This window comes from Halomonas sp. THAF12, assembly GCF_009363675.1.
GTDB lineage: Bacteria > Pseudomonadota > Gammaproteobacteria > Pseudomonadales > Halomonadaceae > Halomonas > Halomonas smyrnensis.
On the sequence record NZ_CP045399.1, the window covers coordinates 2,955,344 to 2,974,390 of the forward strand.

The following is a 19,047-nucleotide window of genomic DNA, read 5'->3' on the forward strand; positions in this document are numbered from 1 at the left end:
CCCATGCGACCTGTCCCGCCGACGAGTCCCTGTCACGCCGACGCTGTCGGGCCTCAGCATGCGGCGACGCTTCCGGGCCGTCAACCGACGCCCCGCCACCGGACATCGAGAGGTGAAGATGCCAGAGGCCGATGCCCTCGCCCGCCAGACGCCGCTGCGCCGCTGGATCGCGCAGCGCCATGGACTCGCCCCCCAGGCCCTGGACCTGCGTCTGGCCGCCGGCGACGCCAGCTTTCGCCGCTACTATCGGCTGACCCTGCCCGACGGCGCCACGCGCATGCTGATGGACGCGCCGCCGGACCGCGAGGACAGCGCGCCCTTCGTGGCCATCGACCGGGCCTGGGAAGCCGCCGGCCTCCCGGTGCCGCACCTGCATGCCGTGGACCTCGATGCCGGTTTCCTGGAGCTCGACGATCTCGGCGACACGCCGCTGCAGACCCGCTTCGACGGCGAGAACGCGCCGGCCACCCTGGCCTGGCACGAGCGCGCCCTGGCGCTCATCCATGAGCTTCAGAACCGTGCCGCCCCGGACGCGCTGCCGGCCTACGACGCCGCCCTGCTCGGCCGCGAGCTCGACCTCTTCCCCGAGTGGTGCCTGTCGCGCTGGCTCGACATCGCCCCGCCGCCCGGCTGGGACGCCCTGCGCGACGCGCTGATCGCGTCCGCGCTGGACCAGCCCGTGGTCACCGTGCATCGCGACTACGACGCCATGAACCTGATGGTGGTCGACGAGGGGCTCTACCTGATCGACTTCCAGGACGCCGTGGCGGGCCCCATCGGCTACGACCTGATCTCGCTGCTGCACGGGCGCTACTGCCGCTTCGACGCCGCGCGGCGCGCCGAGTGGATCGAGGCCTTCCGCGCCCGGGCCATCGCCGACGGCCGCCTCGGCGCCGAGGTCGAGCCGGCCGACTTCCACGCTCGGGTGGCCGCCATGGCCGCCCAGCGTGCGCTCAAGGTGCTGGGCATCTTCTGCCGCCTGACCCTGCGCGACCATCGCGACGGCTATCTCGCCCGCCTGCCCCACTTCCTCGCCCATCTCGAGGACGCCCTGGCCGAGCTCGACGGCCACGACGCCGTCAAGGCCTGGCTCGCCGACGTCTTCCGCCCCGCCATGGCGGCGAAGCTGGACGAGGCCGGCATCGACCGGGAGGGCGCGGCATGAGGGCGATGATCCTGGCCGCCGGGCTCGGCACGCGCATGCGCCCGCTCACCGACCACTGCCCCAAGCCGCTGCTGCCGGTGGCCGGCAAGCCGCTGATCGTTCACCACCTCGAGCGCCTGGCCGCGGCCGGCATCCGCGAGGTGGTGATCAACGTCAGCTACCGGGCCGAGCAGATCATCGAGGCGCTGGGCGACGGCCGCGAGTTCGGCGTGACCATCGCCTGGAGCCGCGAGGAGGCCCCGCTGGAGACCGGCGGCGGCATCCGCCGCGCCCTGCCGCTGCTGGGCGAGGCGCCGTTCTGGCTGGTCAACGGCGACGTCTGGTGCGATGTGGCCCCCGACGCGCTGCCCCCGCTCGGCGACGACCTGGCGCGCCTGGTGCTGGTGGACAACCCCGATCATCATCCCACCGGCGACTTCCACCTCGACGCCGCCGGTCGAGTGCATCCCGAGGGCGAGCCGCGGCTGACCTACGCCGGCCTGGCGCTGATCGACCCGGCGCTGGTCGCCGACCACGACGACGGCGCCTTCGCCCTGCCCCCGCTGCTGCGCGAGGCCATGGCGGACGGCCGGGTCGCCGGCCATCATCATCGCGGCGCCTGGGTCGATGTCGGCACCCCGGCCCGCCTCGAGGGCCTGGATCGGGCCCTGCGCGCTCGCTCGGGCTGAGCCGCGCGGTGCCAGCTGCTAAGCTGGCGCCACTCCACTCTCTCACTGCTCCCATCTCTACACTGGACCAAGGAAACACCGCACATGAAAGCCAGCGTCAAATGGACAGACGGCCGCCAGTTCGTTGCCGAGGCCGGCAGCGGCCACAGCGTGGTCATCGACGGCCCGCCCGACCACGGCGGCCGCAACACCGGCCCGCGCCCGATGGAAATGCTGCTGATGGGCATGGGCGCCTGCACCTCCTTCGACGTGCTGGAGATCCTCGAGAAGTCCCGGGCCCCGGTCGCCGACTGCGTGGCCAGCATCGAGGCCGAACGCGCCGACAGCGTGCCCAGCGTCTTCACCAAGATCCACATCCACTTCACGGTGAGCGGCCAGGGGCTCAAGGAGAAGCAGGTCAAGCGCGCCGTCGAGCTCTCCGCCGACAAGTACTGCAGCGCCTCGATCATGCTGGCCAAGGGCGGCGTGGAGGTGACCCACTCCTTCACCATCGTCGAGGAGTGAGCGAGCCCTCACTCCATGAATCGCCCTTACGGCGAGGAAAAAAACCGTGGCGGCGGGTGCGCCGCCACGGTGGGCTGTGCATAATACGGCGCTCGATTGCCAGGGGTTCCGGCGCCGTCCGTCGGGATGACAACATCTGCCACTTTTGGGAGGCGCGGACGTGACCGACAATCTCCGACTCCACGGGTTCAACAACCTGACCAGCTCCCTGAGCTTCAACATCTATGACATCTGTTACGCGAAGACAGAGGATCAGCGAAAGGCCTACATCGACTACATCGATGAGCTCTACAACGCCGAGCGCCTGACCCAGATCCTCAAGGATGTCACCAACATCATCGGCGCCCACGTGCTCAATATCTCGCGCCAGGACTACGAGCCGCACGGGGCCAGCGTGACCATCCTGATCGCCGAGCACGAGCTGGAAGAGGCCGCCCCCGAGCAGCTGGAGCCCGGCCCGGGCCCGCTGCCGGAAACCGTGGTGGCGCACCTCGACAAGAGCCACGTCACGGTGCACAGCTACCCCGAGTCGCATCCGGACAACGGCATCAGCACCTTCCGCCTGGACATCGACGTCTCCACCTGCGGTCATATCAGCCCGCTGAAGGCGCTCAACTACCTGATCCACAGCTTCGATTCCGACATCGTGACCATGGATTACCGGGTCCGCGGCTTCACCCGCGACGTGGACGGCAAGAAGCTGTTCATCGACCACGACATCACCTCGATCCAGGACTATCTGGCCGACGACACCAAGCAGGCCTACCAGATGGTGGACGTGAACGTGTATCAGGAGAACATGTTCCACACCAAGATGCTGCTCAAGGACTTCGAGCTGGACAACTACCTGTTCGGCATCACCCGCCGCGACGTCAGCTTCGAGGAGGCCCGCGACATCGAGGGCCGCCTGCGCAAGGAGATGCTGGAGATCTTCTACTCGCGCAACATGGACTGACCCGCCGCTGCAGGCTGCAAGCCAGCAGCGCGAAAGCGTCCGCCGCAAAAGAAAACCCCGAAGGTGGAAGCCTTCGGGGTTTTCTTGTAGCTCGGCGCTTGTAGCTCGGCGCTTGTAGCTCGGCGCTTGTAGCTCGGCGCTTGTAGCTCGGCGCTTGTAGCTCGGCGCTTGTAGCTCGGCGCTTGTAGCTCGGCGCTTGTAGCTCGGCGCTTGTAGCTCGGCGCTTGTCGCTCGGCGCTTATAGCTTATAGACCGATCGGGTCATCACCCTGGACATCAGCGTCATGCCGGCCTTGACCGGCCCCGGGAAGCGGGCGCCGCCGGCCGCCAGCGCCTGCTCGGCGTGATGGGCCTCGTCGATGGCCATCTGGCGCAGCACCGCCCGGGAGCGATGATCGCCACCCGGCAGCTCGTCCATGTGGGCGTCGAGATGGCGGCCCACCTGCTCCTCGGTGGCGGCCACGAAACCGAGGCTGATGCGGTCGCCGATCGCCCCCGCCAGCGCACCCATGCCGAACGAGGCGGCATAGAACAGCGGATTGAGGCGGCTGGGGTGGCCGTCGAGCTCGTCGAGGCGCGACTGGCACCAGGCCAGGTGATCGATCTCCTCCTGGGCGGCCTCCTCCATCTGCTCGCGGATCTCGGGCAGCTTGGCAGTCAGGCCCTGGCCCTGGTAGAGCGCCTGGGCGCACACCTCGCCGGTATGGTTGATGCGCATCAGGCCCTCGGCGTGGCGGCGTTCCGCCTCGTCCATGGCATCGTCGCGCACCTCCGGGGTGGCGGGCGACGGGCGCGAGGGCTGGGCGGCGCCCGGCAGCAGGGTGCGCAGCACGGCATCGCCCTGGCGCACCAGCTGATCGGCACGGGAATACTGACGGTTCATGACACCCCCTGAATCGATGATGACCCATTGTAACCGAGTCGCCCCGGGGCCGGCAGTTCCCCGGACGCGACGACGCCGCCCGCGGGCGGCGTCGTGAGGAAACGGTATCGAGCGAGGCGAGCTGCACCTGATGCGTCGAACACCGCAAGCCGCGGCAGGCGCCGCGCGCCGACTACCCAGCCGGCCAGGTAAAGCGTCGACCGCCCATCAGGTGCATATGAATATGATAGACGGTCTGGCCGCCCTGTTCATTGCAGTTCATCACCACCCGATAGCCGTCCTCGTCGAAGCCGGCCTGCCTGGCCAGCTTGGCGGCGGTGAACTGCAGCCGCCCCACCAGCGCCAGATCGTCTTCCTCGATGTCGTTGAGGGTGGCGATATGGCGCTTGGGCACGATCAGCTGATGCGTCGGTGCCCTGGGGTCGATGTCGTTGAAGGCCAGCACCTCGTCGTCTTCGTAGACGATGTCGGCGGGAATCTCGCGATTGATGATCTTGCAGAACAGGCAGTCCATGGCGGGCTCCTCGGCGGATGACGAACGGCGGATGCCGTCAGCGGGAAACGAAGCGAATCAGCGAAAGCGGCGCTGGGCCAGCAGGTGGCGCACCAGCGGCCCCAGGATCAGCTCCATGGCCAGCGGCATGCGCGAGCCCGGCACCACCAGGGTGTGCGGGCGGCTCATGAAGGCATCGGGGATCATCGCCAGCAGGTAGGGGAAGTCCACCGTGGCCGGGTCGCGGAAGCGGATCACCACGAAGGACTCGGCGTCGGCGGGGATGTCCTGCACCTCGAAGGGGTTCGAGGTATCCACCGTCGGCACCCGCTGGAAGTTGATGTGGGTACGCGAGAACTGCGGCTGGATGTAGCGCACGTAGTCGTCCATGCGCCCCAGGATGGTGTCGATCACCGCCTCCTGGGAGTAGCCACGATAGCGCATGTCGCGATCGATCTTCTGGATCCACTCCAGGTTCATGGTCGGCGCCACGCCGACCAGCAGGTCGGCGTGGCGCGCGATGTCGTGCTCGGGCGTCACCAGGCCGCCGTGCAGCCCCTCGTAGAACAGCAGGTCGGTGCCGGTGGGCAGCGGCTGCCATTCGGTGAAGGTGCCGACCTGGTAGCCGGCCTCGATCATCGACTTGTCCTCGGCGTGGATATAGTGCCGATAGGTGCCGGTGCCGTGCTCGCCGTACTCCTGGAACAGCGCCTCGAGCTCCTCGAGCAGGTTGGCCTCCACGGCGAAGTGCGACAGCTCGTCCTTGCGCTCGGGCTCCTCGCGGAAGATCCGCGCCAGCTCCTGACGGGTGTAGCGATGGAAGGCGTCGCCGTCGACGAAGGCGGCATGCAGGTCCTCGCGGGCGAACATGCGCTCGAAGGTACGCTTGACCGTGGTGGTGCCGGCCCCGGAGGAGCCGGTCACGGCGATGATCGGATACTCGCGCGACATCAGCTCGCCCCCGCGAGACGCTCGCGCACGAGGTCGGGCACCGCCACCGGGCGGCCGGTGGCGGGGTCCACCAGCATCAGGTTGATGCGCGCCGTGGCCACGGGGCGATCGTCGGCGAGCCGCCGGATGCGATGGTAGACGGCGATCGCGCGGCGCCCCGGCGCCGGAATGGCGGTGTCCACCTCCAGCGCCTCGGGCCAGCGCGACTCGGCCTGATACTGCACCGCCAGATCGGCCGCCACGCACGGATAGCCGGCCATGTCGCCCTCGGCGAGCGAGCGGGCGGCCAGGGCATGGACGCGGGCCTCGTGCATCAGCGACACCACGGCGTCATGGCCGAGGTGCCGACCGTAGTTCATGTCGGTGATGCGCACCGACAGCGGGTGCCGGTGCAGGATGTCCGCCTCGGGGAACTCCAGTTTCACGCGCTCCATGCCGCCTCCTGGTGGTGAATGTGCGACGTCGTGGGGGATCGGGCTCGCGGGCTCAGCCCTCGCCGCCTTCCCGGGCGATGGCGCGATGCGCGATGTCGCCACGGTGGAAGGCGTCCTGCCAGCGGATCTCGGCCACGCCCCGGTAGGCCAGGTCGCGGGCCGCGGAGACGCCCTCGCCCAGTGCGGTGACGCACAGCACGCGGCCGCCGGCGGTCAGCACCTCGCCGTCGTCGCCCGTGGCGGTGCCGGCGTGGAAGACCTTGCTGCCGGTGGCCTCGGCGGCGTCGAGCCCCTCGATGGCGTCGCCCTTGCGATAGCCGCCGGGATAGCCGCCGGCGGCCATCACCACGCCTACCGCGGCGCGGGAATCCCACTCGCAGGCGTGGCCGGCCAGCTCGCCGCGGGCGCCGGCCAGGCACAGCTCGGCCAGGTCGGACTGCAGGCGCATCATGATCGGCTGGGTCTCGGGGTCGCCGAAGCGGCAGTTGTACTCGATCACCCGCGGGTTGCCCTCGGGATCGATCATCAGGCCGGCATACAGGAAACCGGTGTAGGGATGGCCTTCCTCGGCCATGCCGCGCACCGTGGGACGGATCACCCGTTCCATCACCCGCTCATGGACCTCGTCGGTGACCACCGGCGCCGGCGAGTAGGCGCCCATGCCGCCGGTGTTGGGACCCTGGTCGTCGTCGTAGGCGCGCTTGTGGTCCTGGCTGGTGGCCATCGGCAGCACCGTCTCGCCGTCGACCATGACGATGAAGCTGGCCTCCTCGCCCTGCAGGAAGTCCTCGATCACCACCCGGGCGCCGGCGTCGCCGAAGGCGTTGTCCTCGAGCATGTCGTGGACCGCGGCCTCGGCCTCTTCCCGGGTCATGGCGACGATCACGCCCTTGCCGGCGGCCAGGCCGTCGGCCTTGATCACGATCGGCGCGCCCTTCTCGGCGAGGTACTCGAGCGCCGGCTCCACCGCCACGAAGGTGCGATACTCGGCGGACGGAATGGCGTGACGGGCCAGGAAGTCCTTGGTGAAGGCCTTGGAGCCCTCGAGCTGGGCGGCGCCGGCGGTGGGGCCGAAGATCGCCAGGCCGGCCTCGCGGAAGCGGTCGACCACGCCGACCACCAGCGGCGCCTCGGGGCCGACGATGGTCAGGTCGATGGCCTGCTCGCGGGCGAAGGCGACCAGCCCGTCCAGGTCCTCGGCGCCGATCGCCACGTTCTCGAGCCCCGGCTCGCGGGCGGTCCCGGCGTTGCCCGGGGCCACGTGGACGGTCTCGACCTCGGGCGACTGGGCGACCTTCCAGGCCAGGGCATGTTCGCGGCCACCGCCGCCGATGATCAGAACCTTCATCCGCTGCTCTACCTCACTTACAGGGGGATAACACGGGAAAAACGTCGCCGCATTATGCCAGAAAGCGGCCGCCGGCGCCGCCTTCAGCTTCGATACGCCGGCCTACCGAAGCGCCACGCGGGGCGCCGGGGGCAGGTCAAAGAGGGGGTTTTTGCCATGGATGGCAAAAGTAGCGCCCAGGGAAGGGGTCACAGCGCCCCTCGGCGACCTGTCGCCGGATCAGCCCCGAGAGCATCGACACGCCATCAGGACTCGTCGTCGTCCTTGCGGCCCTTGCCGCCGAGGTTCTGCTGCCAGAAGCGCATGTTCTCCTCGGCCAGCTCGCGCATCATCTCCATCGGCGTGTGGCGCATGGCCTGCTGCCACTGGTCCTGCAGGTGCTTCTGCTGCTCCATCATCAGCTGCGTGCCCTGCTCCAGGTAGCGCGCCAGCGGCAGCGGCTGGGCCATGTTGTAGACGCGGATGAACTGGGCCAGCAGGTCGTTGGAGAACACCTGGGCGTCGCCGTCGGCCTGCTCCTGCTCGATGATGATGGTCAGCAGGATGGTGCGGGTCAGGTCCTCGCCGCTCTTGGCATCCTCGACCCGGAAGGGCACCTCGTCGAGGATCAGCTTGCGCAGGTCCTCGAGGGTCACGTAGCGGCTCTGTTCGGTATCATAGAGCCTGCGGTTGGCATACTTGCGAATCACGCGCACGGCGCTCTCCTCGGTTCGAATCGGGTGGGCGGATGCCTCCTTATGCAGGTATTGTGCACCGCCCCACCCTTCATGCAAGGCATACCGGCACCACGAGGCCCCATGAACCTGATCCTGCTCTCGCCCGACGACATCGAGAACGACCGCCTGGCACGGGTGCGCGACCCGCGAAGGCTCGCCCATCTGCGCGAGGTCCACCGGGCCCGCGAAGGCGATGCCATGACGCTGGGCATCGAGGGCGGCGCCCTGGGGCGCGGCGAGCTCTTGACCCTGAACGACACGGAGGCGGTGTTCGACGTCTCCGCCCTCGACCAGGCCCCGCCGGCGCCGCTGCCGGTGCATCTGGTGCTGGCCCTGCCGCGGCCGCGGATGCTGGCGCGCACCCTGGAACACGTGACCGCGCTCGGGGTGAAGGAGCTGACGCTTCTGAACACCAGACGGGTGGAGAAGAGCTACTGGCAGTCGCCGGAGCTGTCCGAGGACAAGATCCGCCGCCATCTGGAGCTGGGCCTGGAGCAGGCCCGGGACACCCGCCCGCCGCGCGTGACCCTGGCCAAGGGCTTCCGCCCCTTCGTCGAGGACGACCTGCCGGGGCTCCTGGCCGGCCGCCGCGGGCTGCTGGCCCATCCCGGCATGCCGGACGCCTGCCCCCGCGGGGTCGAGGCGCCGACGCTGCTGGTGGTGGGCCCCGAGGGCGGCTTCATTCCCTGGGAAGTGGAGAAGCTGGTCGAGGCCGGCTGCCACGGCGTCCACATGGGCCCGCGCATCCTGCGCGTGGAGACCGCGGTCACCGCCCTGCTGGCACGGTTATTCTGACGCCGGTGCGTCCTCGGGCTCGGCGGCCGATGACGACGACGCCTCGGCGCCGTCGGTCTCCCCCTTCTCCTCGTGCGCTTCGCTCGCCCCGTCATCGCCGGACGCCTCCTCGTCCGGCCGATGGGGCTTGCGCGGCGCATCGCCGTCGCAGCCGGGCTCGGTCAGATGGGTGCTGGCCACGTCCAGTCGCCCCAGGTGGCCGATGGTGCGTCGCCCCAGCAGGATCGGGTAGGTCATTTCCGAGCGGTCGCGCAGGCTGAACTCCTCCTCGTGGCGCACGCCGTCCACGCACACATCCATCAGCACCACCGGCCGATCGTCGGTGCCGCCGGCGCCGCGCACCGTCAGGCGCCGCACCCGCGGCCGCTCGAGGGTCATGGCGAAGGTCTCGCCCTTGTCCTCGTCATCGAACTGCAGCCGGAAGCGCACCCAGGATTCGCCGTCGCGCTCGAAGCGCTCGATGTCCCGCGCGTCCAGCGACGAGGTCAGCGCCCCGCTGTCCAGCTTGGCCTCGAAGGGCAGGTTCCAGGGCATCAGGGTCACCGGCTCGACCCAGCCCACGGTGCGATCCGGCGCCTCGGCCAGGGCCAGCCCCGACCACAGCGCCGCCGCCAGGCACCACGCCCCGCGCCTCATGAGCCCACCTCCCGCAGCCGCTCCAGCAGCCCCAGGGTGGCGAAGCCGTCCGGCGTCACGCCGATCTCGCGCTGGAAGGCCCGCAGGCCGCGCCGGGTATTGGGCCCGAGGATGCCGTCGGCCTCGCCGACCTCGTGGCCGCGGGCGTTGAGCCGCCGCTGCAGCTCCAGCACCTGGGTGCGCTTGAGCGCCGGCTCCTCGCGGGGCCAGTCGCCCTGGACCGCGGGACGCCCGTCGATGGCGTCGCCCAGCGTGGCCACCGCCAGCGCATAGCTGGTGGCGTTGTTGTAGCGGCGAATGACGCGGAAGTTGTGGCCGACCAGGAAGGCCGGCCCCCGTGCGCCGGCCGGCGCGATCAGCGCGGCCTCGCTCAGTGCGGGCAGCGCCTCGCCGGCGCGCGGGCTCACGCCCCTCGCGGCCCAGTCGTCGGCGCTGCGGCGGGTGGTATCGCCCGTCAGCGAATAATCGAAGTCGTCCGGCAGCGCGACCTCCAGCCCCCAGGGTTCGTCGGCCCGCCAGCCGGCCTCGGCGAGGTAGGCGGCGATCGAGGTCAGGGCATCGGGGACGCTGCCCCAGATATCGCGGCGGCCGTCGCCGTCGCCGTCCACCGCGTGGGCCAGATAGCTCGACGGCAGGAACTGCGGATGGCCCATGGCGCCGGCCCAGGAGCCGACCATGCGCTCGGCCGGCACGTCGCCGGCCTCGAGGATGCGCAGCGCCGCCAGCAGCTCGCCGCGGGCGAAGTCGCGGCGGCGGCCGTCATGGGCCAGGGTCGCCAGGGCATCGAGGGTCGAGACCTCGCCCTGATAGCCGCCGTAGCTGCTCTCGATGCCCCAGATCGCCACCAGCACCTCGGCCGGCACGCCGTAGCGTTCCTCGGCGCGTTCGGCCGTGCGGCGATAGGCCTCGAGCCGATCGCGACCGGTGCTCACCCGGTTCGTCGACACCGCCCCGTCGAGGTACTCCCAGATCGGGCGCACGAACTCCGGCTGACGCCGATCCAGCTCGATGACCCGGGGCAGATAGCGCAGCGCGTCGATGCGCGCCAGGGCGGCCTCGCCGAGGCCCTCGTCACTCGCCAGGCGGCGGAAGTCGCGGCGCCAGTCGTCGAAGTCGCCCACGGCCTCGGGCCGCTCGGCGGACGCCGCCTCGTCCGTCATCGCCGTGGCGGCGGCATCGGCCGAGGGAGAGCCAACGGGAGTGGCCGCGGAAGAGGCGGCTTCGGCGCGCGGCGGGGTGAGACCCTGGCAGCCGGCCAGGCCGGCACAGAGCAGCACGAGGAGCAGTAACGGGGGCAACATCGACGACGTTCCTTGACGAAAATGGCCCCCGATGATCGCGCAGAACGCCCGTTCAGGCCAGCAGCAGCCTCGCGATCAGTGCCAGATGGCAGGCCGCCATGACGGCGGTCAGTCGAGTGCGAAGCCGCCGATAGTCGCCCGGCAGTCCCGCGGCGCCGGGGCCCGCCTCGTAGAGGCGCAGGGCGACGAGGCCGGCCAGCAGCGTCGCGGCGGCGGCCGGCGGCGCGAGCAGCAGCGCCGGCCAGGCGACCAGGCTCGGCAGCACGCCCACGACCAGGCGGCGGCCCGCGGGTTCGGGCCCGCCGGCGCCGGCCAGCGCCAGTCCCCAGTGCACCCCGCCGAGAAAGGACAGGATCACCGCGCCGTAGGCGAGGAAGGCCTGGATGGCGAGGGCCTGCCCCGGCGGCGATGCCAGGTAGGCCGCCGGCAGGGTCACGACGAACGGCACCAGCCCGGCGACGCCGAGTCCGTTCATGCCGGGGCGGCGGGCGCCCCGCTCCGGGTCATCGCGATCGGCGTTCATGGCGCGACGTCCCGCCGAGCCGGCGTCGCCAGCGAGGGCGGCGGCAGGAAGACCGCGGGATCGTGCTGCCAGGGGCGATGGCGGGCGCTGCCGGGCGGCAGATCGGCGAGCTCGGGGCACCAGCGGGCCACGTAGTCGCCCCGGGGATCGTAGCGCTCGGCCTGGTCCAGGACGTCGAAGCGATGCGCCCTGGCATGCCGGCCACGGCCGGCGATATAGCCCCAGTTGCCCCAGTTGCTGGCGACGTCATGATCGATCAGGCAGCGCTCGAACCAGGCCGCCCCCAATCGCCAGTCGACGCCCAGGTCGTGAACGAGATGGCTGGCCACGTTCTGGCGGGCGCGGTTCGACAGCCAGCCGGTCTCGGCCAGCTCGCGCATCCCGGCGTCGACGAACGGCAGCCCGGTCTCGCCGCGGCACCAGGCCGCGAAGTCCTCGCCCCCGCCGGGCGCCGTGGCGCCGCCGTAGAGTCGCCGGCCATCCTGCCAGGCGGCCCAGTGGAAATACTCCCGCCACAGCAGTTCGAAGCGCAGCCAGCGGCTCGAGTCGCTGGCCCCGCGCTCCGCCTCCCAGTCGTCCAGGGCGTCGTTGACCTGGGCGGCCGAGAGGCAGCCCAGCGCCAGCCAGGGCGACAGCCGGCTGGAAAAGTCGGCGCCGACCAGGCCGTTGCGGGTCTCGGCGTAGTGCGCCACCGCGCCGCTGCCCCACAGGTAATCGTCCAGCCGCGCCAGGCCGGCGCTCTCACCGCCGGCGAAGGAGAAGCCGCCGAGGGACGAGGCGCTCCACTCGGCCGCCCGCACGTCGATCCAGCGCAGCGGGGGCAGCCCGCGCGAGGCATCGGGCGGCCAGGGCGGCAGCGTCACCGGCTCCGCGCCGGCGCCCTGCGGCGTGACGCCCTCGAGCCGACGCCGGAACCCCGAGAAGCCGGGCGGCAGCGCCGCGACCGGCCGCGGCAGGTCGTCCTCGGCGAACAGCATGCCCCCTTCCAGGCGCTCGAGCTCGCACCCCGCGGCGAGGCGCGTCGCCAGCCGCTCGACGGCGCGGGTCTCCTCCCAGCCGGGATCGCGCCGCACCCTCACCCGCCGGGCGCCGAGCTCGGCGCTCAGGGCGGCCACCTCCTCGGCCGGATCGCCGATCCGCACCAGCAGGTCGCTGCCCCTGGCGAGCAGGCGGCCGCGCAGCTCGATCAGGCTCTGCCACAGGAAGCCGAGGCGTGCCGGGCCGATGCGCCGCTCCTTCAGCCAGCGCTCATCCAGCACATAGACGCAGGCCAGGTGCTCTCCCAGCGGCGCGGCGAACAGCGGATTGTCGGCCAGGCGCAGGTCCTGGCGCAGCCAGACGAGATCGATGCTCATGACGGCCTCCTCATGCCCCGTCCTCGCTGCGCGAAAGGCGCCTGGCCTCGCGACGGCAGCGGTCGCTGCAATAGCGCACCTCCTCCCAGCAGCGCGTCCACTTGCGGCGCCACCGGAACGGACGGCCGCAGCACTGGCAGGGCTTGGAGGGAAGGTCGGCCTTGCGACGCATGGCTTCACCCGACATGGACAGGATAAAAAAATGGTACAATTTATGTACATGTTATATCCCATGGTCGCGAACGCAAGCGGCACGGCCGACGCCGACAGGATTCACCCTGCGGGCCGGCAGGCGGGGGGATGGGCCGAAGGCGGCGAGCGACTCGTCGGCCTGGGGGCGTCGCGGGCCTCGGGGTGACACGCCCCGACGGGGCGAGGCGCGTCTGGCGGGCGGGGGAGTCAGTCGCGGTGGGGCGGCGCGGCGGGCGGCTCGTCGTCCTCTTCGCGCCCGCTGCGCAGGCGATGGGTCAGCGGATCGTAGTGGGGGCGCAGCTCGTCCTTGACGGTGCCGTCCCACAGCCGGGCGCCGACGAAGTAGCCGGCGCGGCCGATGATATGCGCCGCCACCGGTGCCGTCAGCATGAGGAACAGGATGATCCCCAGGGCCCGGGCCACCACCGCCGTCTCGGCGAAGTGCACCGCCACCGACAGCATGATCAGCGACACGCCCAGCGTGGCCGCCTTGGTGGTCGCGTGCAGGCGGGTCAACAGATCGGGCAGGCGCACCACCCCCAGGGCGGCCAGCAGCATGAAGGTGGAGCCGGTCAGCAGGCCTGCGGCGGTGAGCACCTCAGTCATCTCGCGGCCCTCCCCGCTCGAGGAACCGGGCGAAGCCGATGGTGGCCATGAAGGCCATCAGCGCCATGACGATGGCCACGTCGAGCAGGATCGCCACGTCGGTGGCGATGGCCACCACGCCGATGATGCCGACGAGGATCGAGGAGAACAGCTCCAGCGCCACGACCCGATCCGGCAGGCTCGGCCCCCGGAACAGGCGCGCGAACGCCAGGCACAGGGCCAGCGACATCACGGCCAGACTGAACAGGATCACGATCGACACGGGACAGGCCTCCCCTCGTCAGTGGAAGAGTTCCAGGGCACGCCGCTCGAGCTCGGCCAGGCTGCGGGTCAGCGCCGGCTCGTCGTCGAGGAACATGGCATGGATGTAGAGCACGCGGCGGTCGTCGGAGACGTCCAGGCTCAGCGTCCCCGGGGTCAGCGAGATCAGGTTGGCGACGAAGGCGATCTCGAATTCCGTGCGGGCCTTCAGCGGCATCGCGATCACCCCCGGCCTCATGTACCAGGGCGGCGTGACGATGTCGTAGGACACCCGCAGGTTGGAGACCACCAGCTCCTTGAGGAAGAAGCCGACGAAGCGGATCAGTCGCGGCAGCCGCTGGGCGTAACCGGCCAGCGCCGGGACCTGGGGCTGGATCAGCGCCAGCACCAGGTAGCCGAACACCAGCCCGGCGAACAGGCTGCCGCCGCTGAAGTCGCCGGTCAGCACCACCCAGGCGACGCCGAGCATGAGGTTCCAGGCCGCGCCGATCATGGCTCCCCTCCCGGCACGCCGAGTACCGCCTCGATGTAACGCTCGGGCGCCAGCAGCTGCGCCGCGGAGGCCTCGGCCAGCGCATAGAGCGCGTCGGGCTGCAGCCCGATCGCCAGGGTACACAGCGCCAGGCCGACCGCCGGCGCGCCCATCAGCCACAGTTCGCGCTGCCCGACCTCCCGGGCGGGCTCGCCCCCGGCCTCGTCATCGGGCGGCGCCTTCCAGAACGCCTCGTTCCAGATCTTGATCATCGAGTACAGGGTGAGCAGCCCCACCAGCAGCGCGATCGCCGTCACCCCGTAGGCCTCGGCCTCGAGGCCCGCCCGGATCACGATGAACTTGGCGAAGAAGCCCGACAGCGGCGGCATGCCGGCCAGCGACAGCGCCGATATCAGGAACAGCACCGCCAGCCAGGGGTGCTGGCGATAGACGCCACCCAGCGTCTCGAGGCGATAGCTGCCGCGCAGCCGCTGGACGATGCCGCTGATCAGGAAGAGGTTGGTCTTCACGATGATGTGGTGGGCGATATAGAACACCCCGCCGAGGATCGCCAGAGGCGTGAACAGCGCCAGCCCCAGGATCATGTAGCCGATCTGGCTGACGATGTGGAACGACAGGATGCGCCGGAACTCGAACTGCGCCGCCGCCCCCAGGACACCGGACAGCATGGTCAGGGCGGCTCCCCACAGCAGGATCTCGTGGGTATAGCCGGGGCTGTGATGGAAGATCAGCGTGAACACCCGGAACAGCGCATAGACCCCGACCTTGGTCAGCAGGCCGGCGAACAGCGCCGAGACCGCGACCGGCGGCGTGTGGTACGAGGCCGGCAGCCAGAAGAACAGCGGGAAGGCCGCCGCCTTGATGCCGAAGGCGACCATGAACATCATCGCCAGCACGTCGACCATGCCGGTATCGTCCAGGGTCGTCAGGCGGCGGGCGATGTCGGCCATGTTGAGGGTACCCACCATGCCGTACAGCAGGCCCACGGCGACCAGGAACAGCACCGACGACACCAGATTGAGGGTCACGTACTTGATCGCCCCCTCCATCTGCGGCTTCTCGCTGCCCAGGATCAGCAGCGCGAAGGACGCCACCAGCATCACCTCGAACCACACGTAGAGGTTGAAGATGTCGCCGGTCAAGAAGGCCCCGGCCACGCCGGCCAGCAGCAGGTGCATCAGTGGGAAATAGCCGTAGTCCTGGTGCCCACGGCCGACCGAGGCCAGCGAGAAGAGCGCCACCGCCAGGCCGATGATGCCGGTCAGCACGACCATGAGCGCGCCCAGCAGGTCGGCGACCAGGCTGATGCCGAAGGGCGCCGGCCAGCCGCCCATCTGCATCACCTGGATGCCGTCGCGGCTCACCGTCATCAGCAGCCAGACGCCGGTGGCCAGCAGCCCGACGGTGCCGCCCACCGCGATCAGGCGCTGCATCGTGCGGGAGCGCCAGAACACCAGCGACAGGGCCCCGGCGAACAGCGGGATGAGGACGGGGAGCGCGATCTGCGGGGTCACGTGTCGGTATCCTTCATCCGGTCAAGGTCGTCGGCGCGCACGATCTCCCAGGCGCGCCGCACCAGCACCACCGCGAACGACAGCACGCCGAAGGCGATGACGATGGCGGTCAGCACCAGCGCCTGGGGCAGCGGATCGGCCACCGCCGACTCGGGGGCAGCGAGCCCCTCCGGCACCAGCGGCGGCGCCCCGCGGCGCATGCCGGCGGTGGCGAAGATCAGCAGGTTGGCGGCATTGGACAGCAGCATCAGCCCGATCACCAGCTTGACGATGGAGCGCCTCAGCATCATGTAGATGGCGGTGGCGAACAGCACGCCGATGGTCACGGCCATCAGGGGTTCCATAGGCTATCCCTCATCGTGTCGATCGGTGTCCACCAGGGCGGTGATGGCGGTGAGCACCACGCCCACGACCGCCAGGTAGACGCCGATATCGAAGATCAGCGGCGTCGAGGCCTTGAAGTCGATCACCGGGATCGTCCACCAGTGGGCGGTGAAGAAGGGCTCGCCGCTCCACCAGGCCGGCAGCGTCGAGCTCACGCCGAGCAGCAGCCCCACGCCCACCAGATCGCGCGGCGAGACCCGCAGCACCCGGCGCAGGGCGTGACGACCGAAGGCGAACAGGTAGAGCGCGAAGCCCCCTGCCGCCACCAGGCCGGCGATGAAGCCCCCGCCGGGCTCGTCGTGACCGCGCAGCAGCAGGAACACCGAGAACAGCAGCTGCAGCGGCAGCAGCAGGCGGGCGGCGACGCTGAGGATCAGGGTGCCGGACTTAACCATCGGGCGGCCCTCCCGAGCGCCCGTCATCGCGGGCCTCGTACTCGCCGGCGTGGAACCGCAGCATGGCGTAGACGCCCACGGCCGCCAGGGCCAGGACGAAGATCTCGCCCAGGGTGTCCAGGGCGCGGAAATCCACCAGGATGACGTTGACGATGTTGTGCCCGTGCGCCAGCGGCTGGCTGTTGGCGACCATCCAGTCGGAGATGCGCGGCAGGCGCTCTCCGGACAGCACCGAGAGCATCAGCAGCGTGATGAGCCCCCCGGTCAGGGTCGCCACCACCAGATCGCGCAGCCGCTCGAGCGGGGTCGACAGGGTCGCGAAGCGCGGCAGGCGGAACAGCACCAGCGCCAGCAGCACCACGGTGAGGGTCTCCACCAGCAGCTGGGTGATGGCCAGGTCCGGCGCGCTGAACAACACGAAGGTCAGGGCGATGGAGAAGCCCATCACCCCCACCGCCGCCACCGCCGCCAGCCGGGCGCGCATCACGCAGGCGGTCACCGCGCCGGCCACCATCAGCCCGGCGACCACCGCCTCGTGGAAGTGGACCGACAGGCCGAGCTCGATCGCCAGGCCGTGACGGAAGAAGAAGGCATGCCCCACCAGCCCCAGCAGCACCAGCAGGGTCATCACCAGATAGTTGCGCATGTAGCCGTTCTGCAGGAAGCGGGTCTGCCAGGCCGACAGCGACACCAGGCTCGCCATCAGCGCCGCATAGCCGGCCTCGGGGCCACGCGCCATCAGCGGGTCGAGCCGCCGCAGGGCGAGGCGCAGCCGATCCCAGTGGCGATACACCAGCCCCCCCAGCACCAGGCTGGCCACGGACAGCACCAGCGGCAGGTTGACCCCGTGCCACAGCGCCAGGTGCACGCCGGCGTCGGGCGCCCCGATGCCCGCCAGGATGGCGTTGGTCAGGCCGTCCAGCCCGCCCGGCGCCAGCCCCAGCCACAGTGACAATGACGCCAGCAGCAGCGGGCCGGCGAGCATGGCGAAGGGCGGCTCGTGGGGCGTGCGGGGCGTCTCCCGCCGGGCACCGAAGAAGGGCCGCAGGGTGACGATCGCCGCCACCGCCAGGGTCAGGAAGGCGGCCGGGAAGGCCAGGGCCAGGAGCAGCCAGCGCCAGGCAGTGGCGTCCAGCACCGAGGCGAACATCAGCTCCTTGCCGACGAAGCCCAGCAGCGGCGGCAGCCCGGCCAGCGACAGCCCGGCGACCACCGCCAGGGTGGCGGTCAGCGGCATGACCCGACGCAGCCCGCCCATGGCGGTGACGTCCTTGGTCCCGGTCTCGTGGTCGAGGATGCCGGCGATCAGGAACAGCGCGCCCTTGTAGAGCGAGTGCGCCAGCAGGAAAACCACGAAGGCGCTCAAGGCCCCGGGCGTGCCGATGCCCAGCAGCAGGGTCAGGGTGCCCAGCGCCATCACCGTGGAATAGGCCAGCAGCTTCTTGATGCTGGTGTGATGGATCGCCAGGAAGGCCCCGGTGGCCATGGTCAGGGCGCCGACCAGCGACAGGGTGAGCGTCCAGGTCTCGCTGCCGCCCAGCGCCGGATGCAGGCGCGCCAGCAGGTAGATCCCGGCCTTGACCATGGTCGCCGAGTGCAGATAGGCCGAGACGGGGGTCGGCGCCGCCATGGCATTGGGCAGCCAGAAGTGGAAGGGGAACTGGGCCGACTTGGTGAAGGCCCCGACCAGGATACAGATCAGCAGCGGCGTATAGAGGTCGTGCTGGCGCAGCAGCTCGCCGCGCTCGACCAGGGCCGCCAGCGACCAGCTGTCGCCGGCCACGGCCAGCATGACGACGCCGGCCAGCAGCGCCAGCCCGCCGCCCACCGTCACCAGCAGGCCCTGCTGGGCGGCCTTGCGGGCCGTCGCATCGGTGTGATTGAAGCCGATCAGCAGGTAGGAGGTGACGCTGGTGAGCTCCCAGAACACGAACAGCGCCACCAGGTTGTCGGCCAGCACCAGGCCCAGCATCGACATCATGAAGGCGGTGATCACCACCAGGAAACGCGGCAGGTCGCGATGGCCACGCAGGTACTCGCCGCTGTAGGCCAGCACCAGGGCGCCGATCACGCTGATCAGCAGGGCGAACATCAGCGACAGGCCGTCGATCAGGAAGGTCAGGCTGATATCGAGCCCCGGGGCCCAGGCCCATTCCAGGCGCAGGGCCTCACCGGCGACGATCGCCGGCCACTGGGCCAGCAGCCAGGCGGCGATCCCCGCCGGCAGCGCCGCCATCAGCAGCGGGGTGCGCGAGCCGAACCAGCGATGCAGCAGCGGCGCCATCCCGGCGAGCAAGAAACCTCCCAAGACCACCAGTTGCATCGAGCCTTCCTCCCTGGCGTCCGCGCGGGCCCACCGGATGAAAACGTGGTTCAACCTTAAAGAGCCCGATTTTGAAAGGCAAGGTGGCGCGAGCCGCCGCCCGATACGGTAAGGTATTGCGATTCAACTACTTCATGGGGCTCGATCGGCCC

The 19,047-nt window shown here is 70.3% G+C and carries 23 protein-coding genes; 5 read left to right on the plus strand and 18 right to left on the minus strand.

Annotated features, from left to right (window positions below):
• The first annotated feature begins 118 nt into the window (after positions 1–118).
• From FIU88_RS13665 to speD, 4 genes are all read left to right on the plus strand, one after another.
• Complete coding sequence (locus tag FIU88_RS13665) at positions 119–1,165, plus strand: aminoglycoside phosphotransferase family protein (protein ID WP_152479594.1); 1,047 nt, start codon at positions 119–121, stop codon at positions 1,163–1,165.
• Positions 1,162–1,833, plus strand: a complete 672-nt coding sequence (gene murU / locus FIU88_RS13670) for an N-acetylmuramate alpha-1-phosphate uridylyltransferase MurU (RefSeq protein WP_152479595.1) — start codon at positions 1,162–1,164, stop codon at positions 1,831–1,833. The genes FIU88_RS13665 and murU overlap by 4 nt, the downstream gene beginning before the upstream one ends.
• Positions 1,834–1,917: 84 nt before the next feature.
• The gene (locus FIU88_RS13675; RefSeq protein ID WP_016853702.1) at positions 1,918–2,337 is read left to right on the plus strand and encodes an OsmC family protein; all 420 of its coding nucleotides are present in this window, start codon (positions 1,918–1,920) and stop codon (positions 2,335–2,337) included.
• Between the two features lie 160 nt (positions 2,338–2,497).
• Positions 2,498–3,292, plus strand: a complete 795-nt coding sequence (speD, locus tag FIU88_RS13680) for an adenosylmethionine decarboxylase (RefSeq protein ID WP_016853701.1) — start codon at positions 2,498–2,500, stop codon at positions 3,290–3,292.
• Positions 3,293–3,530: 238 nt separating this feature from the next.
• Here the strand turns inward: speD and coq7 are convergent, their stop codons facing one another.
• The 6 genes from coq7 to phaR all read right to left on the minus strand — a co-directional run bounded on the left by coq7 (position 3,531) and on the right by phaR (position 8,096).
• Positions 3,531–4,175: a 2-polyprenyl-3-methyl-6-methoxy-1,4-benzoquinone monooxygenase gene (gene coq7 / locus FIU88_RS13685; protein WP_152479596.1), complete on the minus strand. Its 645-nt coding sequence runs from the start codon at positions 4,173–4,175 to the stop codon at positions 3,531–3,533.
• A gap of 172 nt (positions 4,176–4,347) precedes the next feature.
• Complete coding sequence (locus tag FIU88_RS13690; protein WP_152479597.1) at positions 4,348–4,689, minus strand: histidine triad nucleotide-binding protein; 342 nt, start codon at positions 4,687–4,689, stop codon at positions 4,348–4,350.
• A 57-nt stretch (positions 4,690–4,746) separates the two neighbouring features.
• The gene (locus FIU88_RS13695; RefSeq protein WP_152479598.1) at positions 4,747–5,619 is read right to left on the minus strand and encodes a phosphoribulokinase; all 873 of its coding nucleotides are present in this window, start codon (positions 5,617–5,619) and stop codon (positions 4,747–4,749) included.
• Positions 5,619–6,053, minus strand: coding sequence for a thioesterase family protein (locus FIU88_RS13700; protein ID WP_152479599.1), 435 nt, complete (start codon positions 6,051–6,053; stop codon positions 5,619–5,621). The genes FIU88_RS13695 and FIU88_RS13700 overlap by 1 nt, the downstream gene beginning before the upstream one ends.
• A gap of 52 nt (positions 6,054–6,105) precedes the next feature.
• Complete coding sequence (gene purD, locus FIU88_RS13705; RefSeq protein WP_016853696.1) at positions 6,106–7,401, minus strand: phosphoribosylamine--glycine ligase; 1,296 nt, start codon at positions 7,399–7,401, stop codon at positions 6,106–6,108.
• Positions 7,402–7,646: 245 nt separating this feature from the next.
• Positions 7,647–8,096 carry a polyhydroxyalkanoate synthesis repressor PhaR gene (gene phaR, locus FIU88_RS13710; RefSeq protein WP_016853695.1) on the minus strand — a complete coding sequence of 150 codons (450 nt, stop codon included), beginning with the start codon at positions 8,094–8,096 and terminating at the stop codon, positions 7,647–7,649.
• Positions 8,097–8,198: 102 nt separating this feature from the next.
• Here phaR and FIU88_RS13715 point away from each other — a divergent pair, with 102 nt between their 5' ends.
• Positions 8,199–8,912, plus strand: a complete 714-nt coding sequence (locus FIU88_RS13715; protein WP_152479600.1) for a 16S rRNA (uracil(1498)-N(3))-methyltransferase — start codon at positions 8,199–8,201, stop codon at positions 8,910–8,912.
• On the opposite strand, the gene FIU88_RS13720 is transcribed toward FIU88_RS13715, so the two are convergent.
• The 12 genes from FIU88_RS13720 to FIU88_RS13775 all read right to left on the minus strand — a co-directional run bounded on the left by FIU88_RS13720 (position 8,904) and on the right by FIU88_RS13775 (position 18,895).
• Positions 8,904–9,548: a RimK/LysX family protein gene (locus FIU88_RS13720; protein WP_152479601.1), complete on the minus strand. Its 645-nt coding sequence runs from the start codon at positions 9,546–9,548 to the stop codon at positions 8,904–8,906. The genes FIU88_RS13715 and FIU88_RS13720 overlap by 9 nt on opposite strands.
• Positions 9,545–10,849, minus strand: a complete 1,305-nt coding sequence (locus FIU88_RS13725) for a lytic murein transglycosylase (RefSeq protein WP_152479602.1) — start codon at positions 10,847–10,849, stop codon at positions 9,545–9,547. The genes FIU88_RS13720 and FIU88_RS13725 overlap by 4 nt, the downstream gene beginning before the upstream one ends.
• Positions 10,850–10,901: 52 nt before the next feature.
• Positions 10,902–11,372 carry a DUF3429 domain-containing protein gene (locus FIU88_RS13730; protein WP_216647277.1) on the minus strand — a complete coding sequence of 157 codons (471 nt, stop codon included), beginning with the start codon at positions 11,370–11,372 and terminating at the stop codon, positions 10,902–10,904.
• Complete coding sequence (locus tag FIU88_RS13735; RefSeq protein ID WP_152479603.1) at positions 11,369–12,727, minus strand: DASH family cryptochrome; 1,359 nt, start codon at positions 12,725–12,727, stop codon at positions 11,369–11,371. Before FIU88_RS13735 ends, FIU88_RS13730 begins: the two co-directional genes overlap by 4 nt.
• Positions 12,728–12,737: 10 nt before the next feature.
• Complete coding sequence (locus FIU88_RS13740) at positions 12,738–12,914, minus strand: DUF2256 domain-containing protein (protein ID WP_367613878.1); 177 nt, start codon at positions 12,912–12,914, stop codon at positions 12,738–12,740.
• 212 nt (positions 12,915–13,126) lie between these two features.
• A complete protein-coding gene (gene mnhG / locus FIU88_RS13745; protein ID WP_016853689.1) occupies positions 13,127–13,525 on the minus strand; it encodes a monovalent cation/H(+) antiporter subunit G in 399 nt (132 codons plus the stop codon).
• Positions 13,518–13,787 (minus strand): monovalent cation/H+ antiporter complex subunit F, encoded by a 270-nt coding sequence (locus tag FIU88_RS13750; RefSeq protein ID WP_016853688.1) that lies wholly within the window; start codon positions 13,785–13,787, stop codon positions 13,518–13,520. Before FIU88_RS13750 ends, mnhG begins: the two co-directional genes overlap by 8 nt.
• A gap of 18 nt (positions 13,788–13,805) precedes the next feature.
• The gene (locus FIU88_RS13755; RefSeq protein ID WP_152479605.1) at positions 13,806–14,279 is read right to left on the minus strand and encodes a Na+/H+ antiporter subunit E; all 474 of its coding nucleotides are present in this window, start codon (positions 14,277–14,279) and stop codon (positions 13,806–13,808) included.
• A complete protein-coding gene (locus FIU88_RS13760; protein ID WP_152479606.1) occupies positions 14,276–15,793 on the minus strand; it encodes a Na+/H+ antiporter subunit D in 1,518 nt (505 codons plus the stop codon). Before FIU88_RS13760 ends, FIU88_RS13755 begins: the two co-directional genes overlap by 4 nt.
• Positions 15,790–16,137, minus strand: coding sequence for a Na+/H+ antiporter subunit C (locus FIU88_RS13765; protein WP_016853685.1), 348 nt, complete (start codon positions 16,135–16,137; stop codon positions 15,790–15,792). Before FIU88_RS13765 ends, FIU88_RS13760 begins: the two co-directional genes overlap by 4 nt.
• Positions 16,138–16,140: 3 nt before the next feature.
• Positions 16,141–16,572 carry a Na+/H+ antiporter subunit B gene (locus tag FIU88_RS13770; RefSeq protein WP_016853684.1) on the minus strand — a complete coding sequence of 144 codons (432 nt, stop codon included), beginning with the start codon at positions 16,570–16,572 and terminating at the stop codon, positions 16,141–16,143.
• Positions 16,565–18,895 (minus strand): putative monovalent cation/H+ antiporter subunit A, encoded by a 2,331-nt coding sequence (locus tag FIU88_RS13775; RefSeq protein ID WP_152479607.1) that lies wholly within the window; start codon positions 18,893–18,895, stop codon positions 16,565–16,567. Before FIU88_RS13775 ends, FIU88_RS13770 begins: the two co-directional genes overlap by 8 nt.
• Positions 18,896–19,047 lie beyond the last annotated feature (152 nt).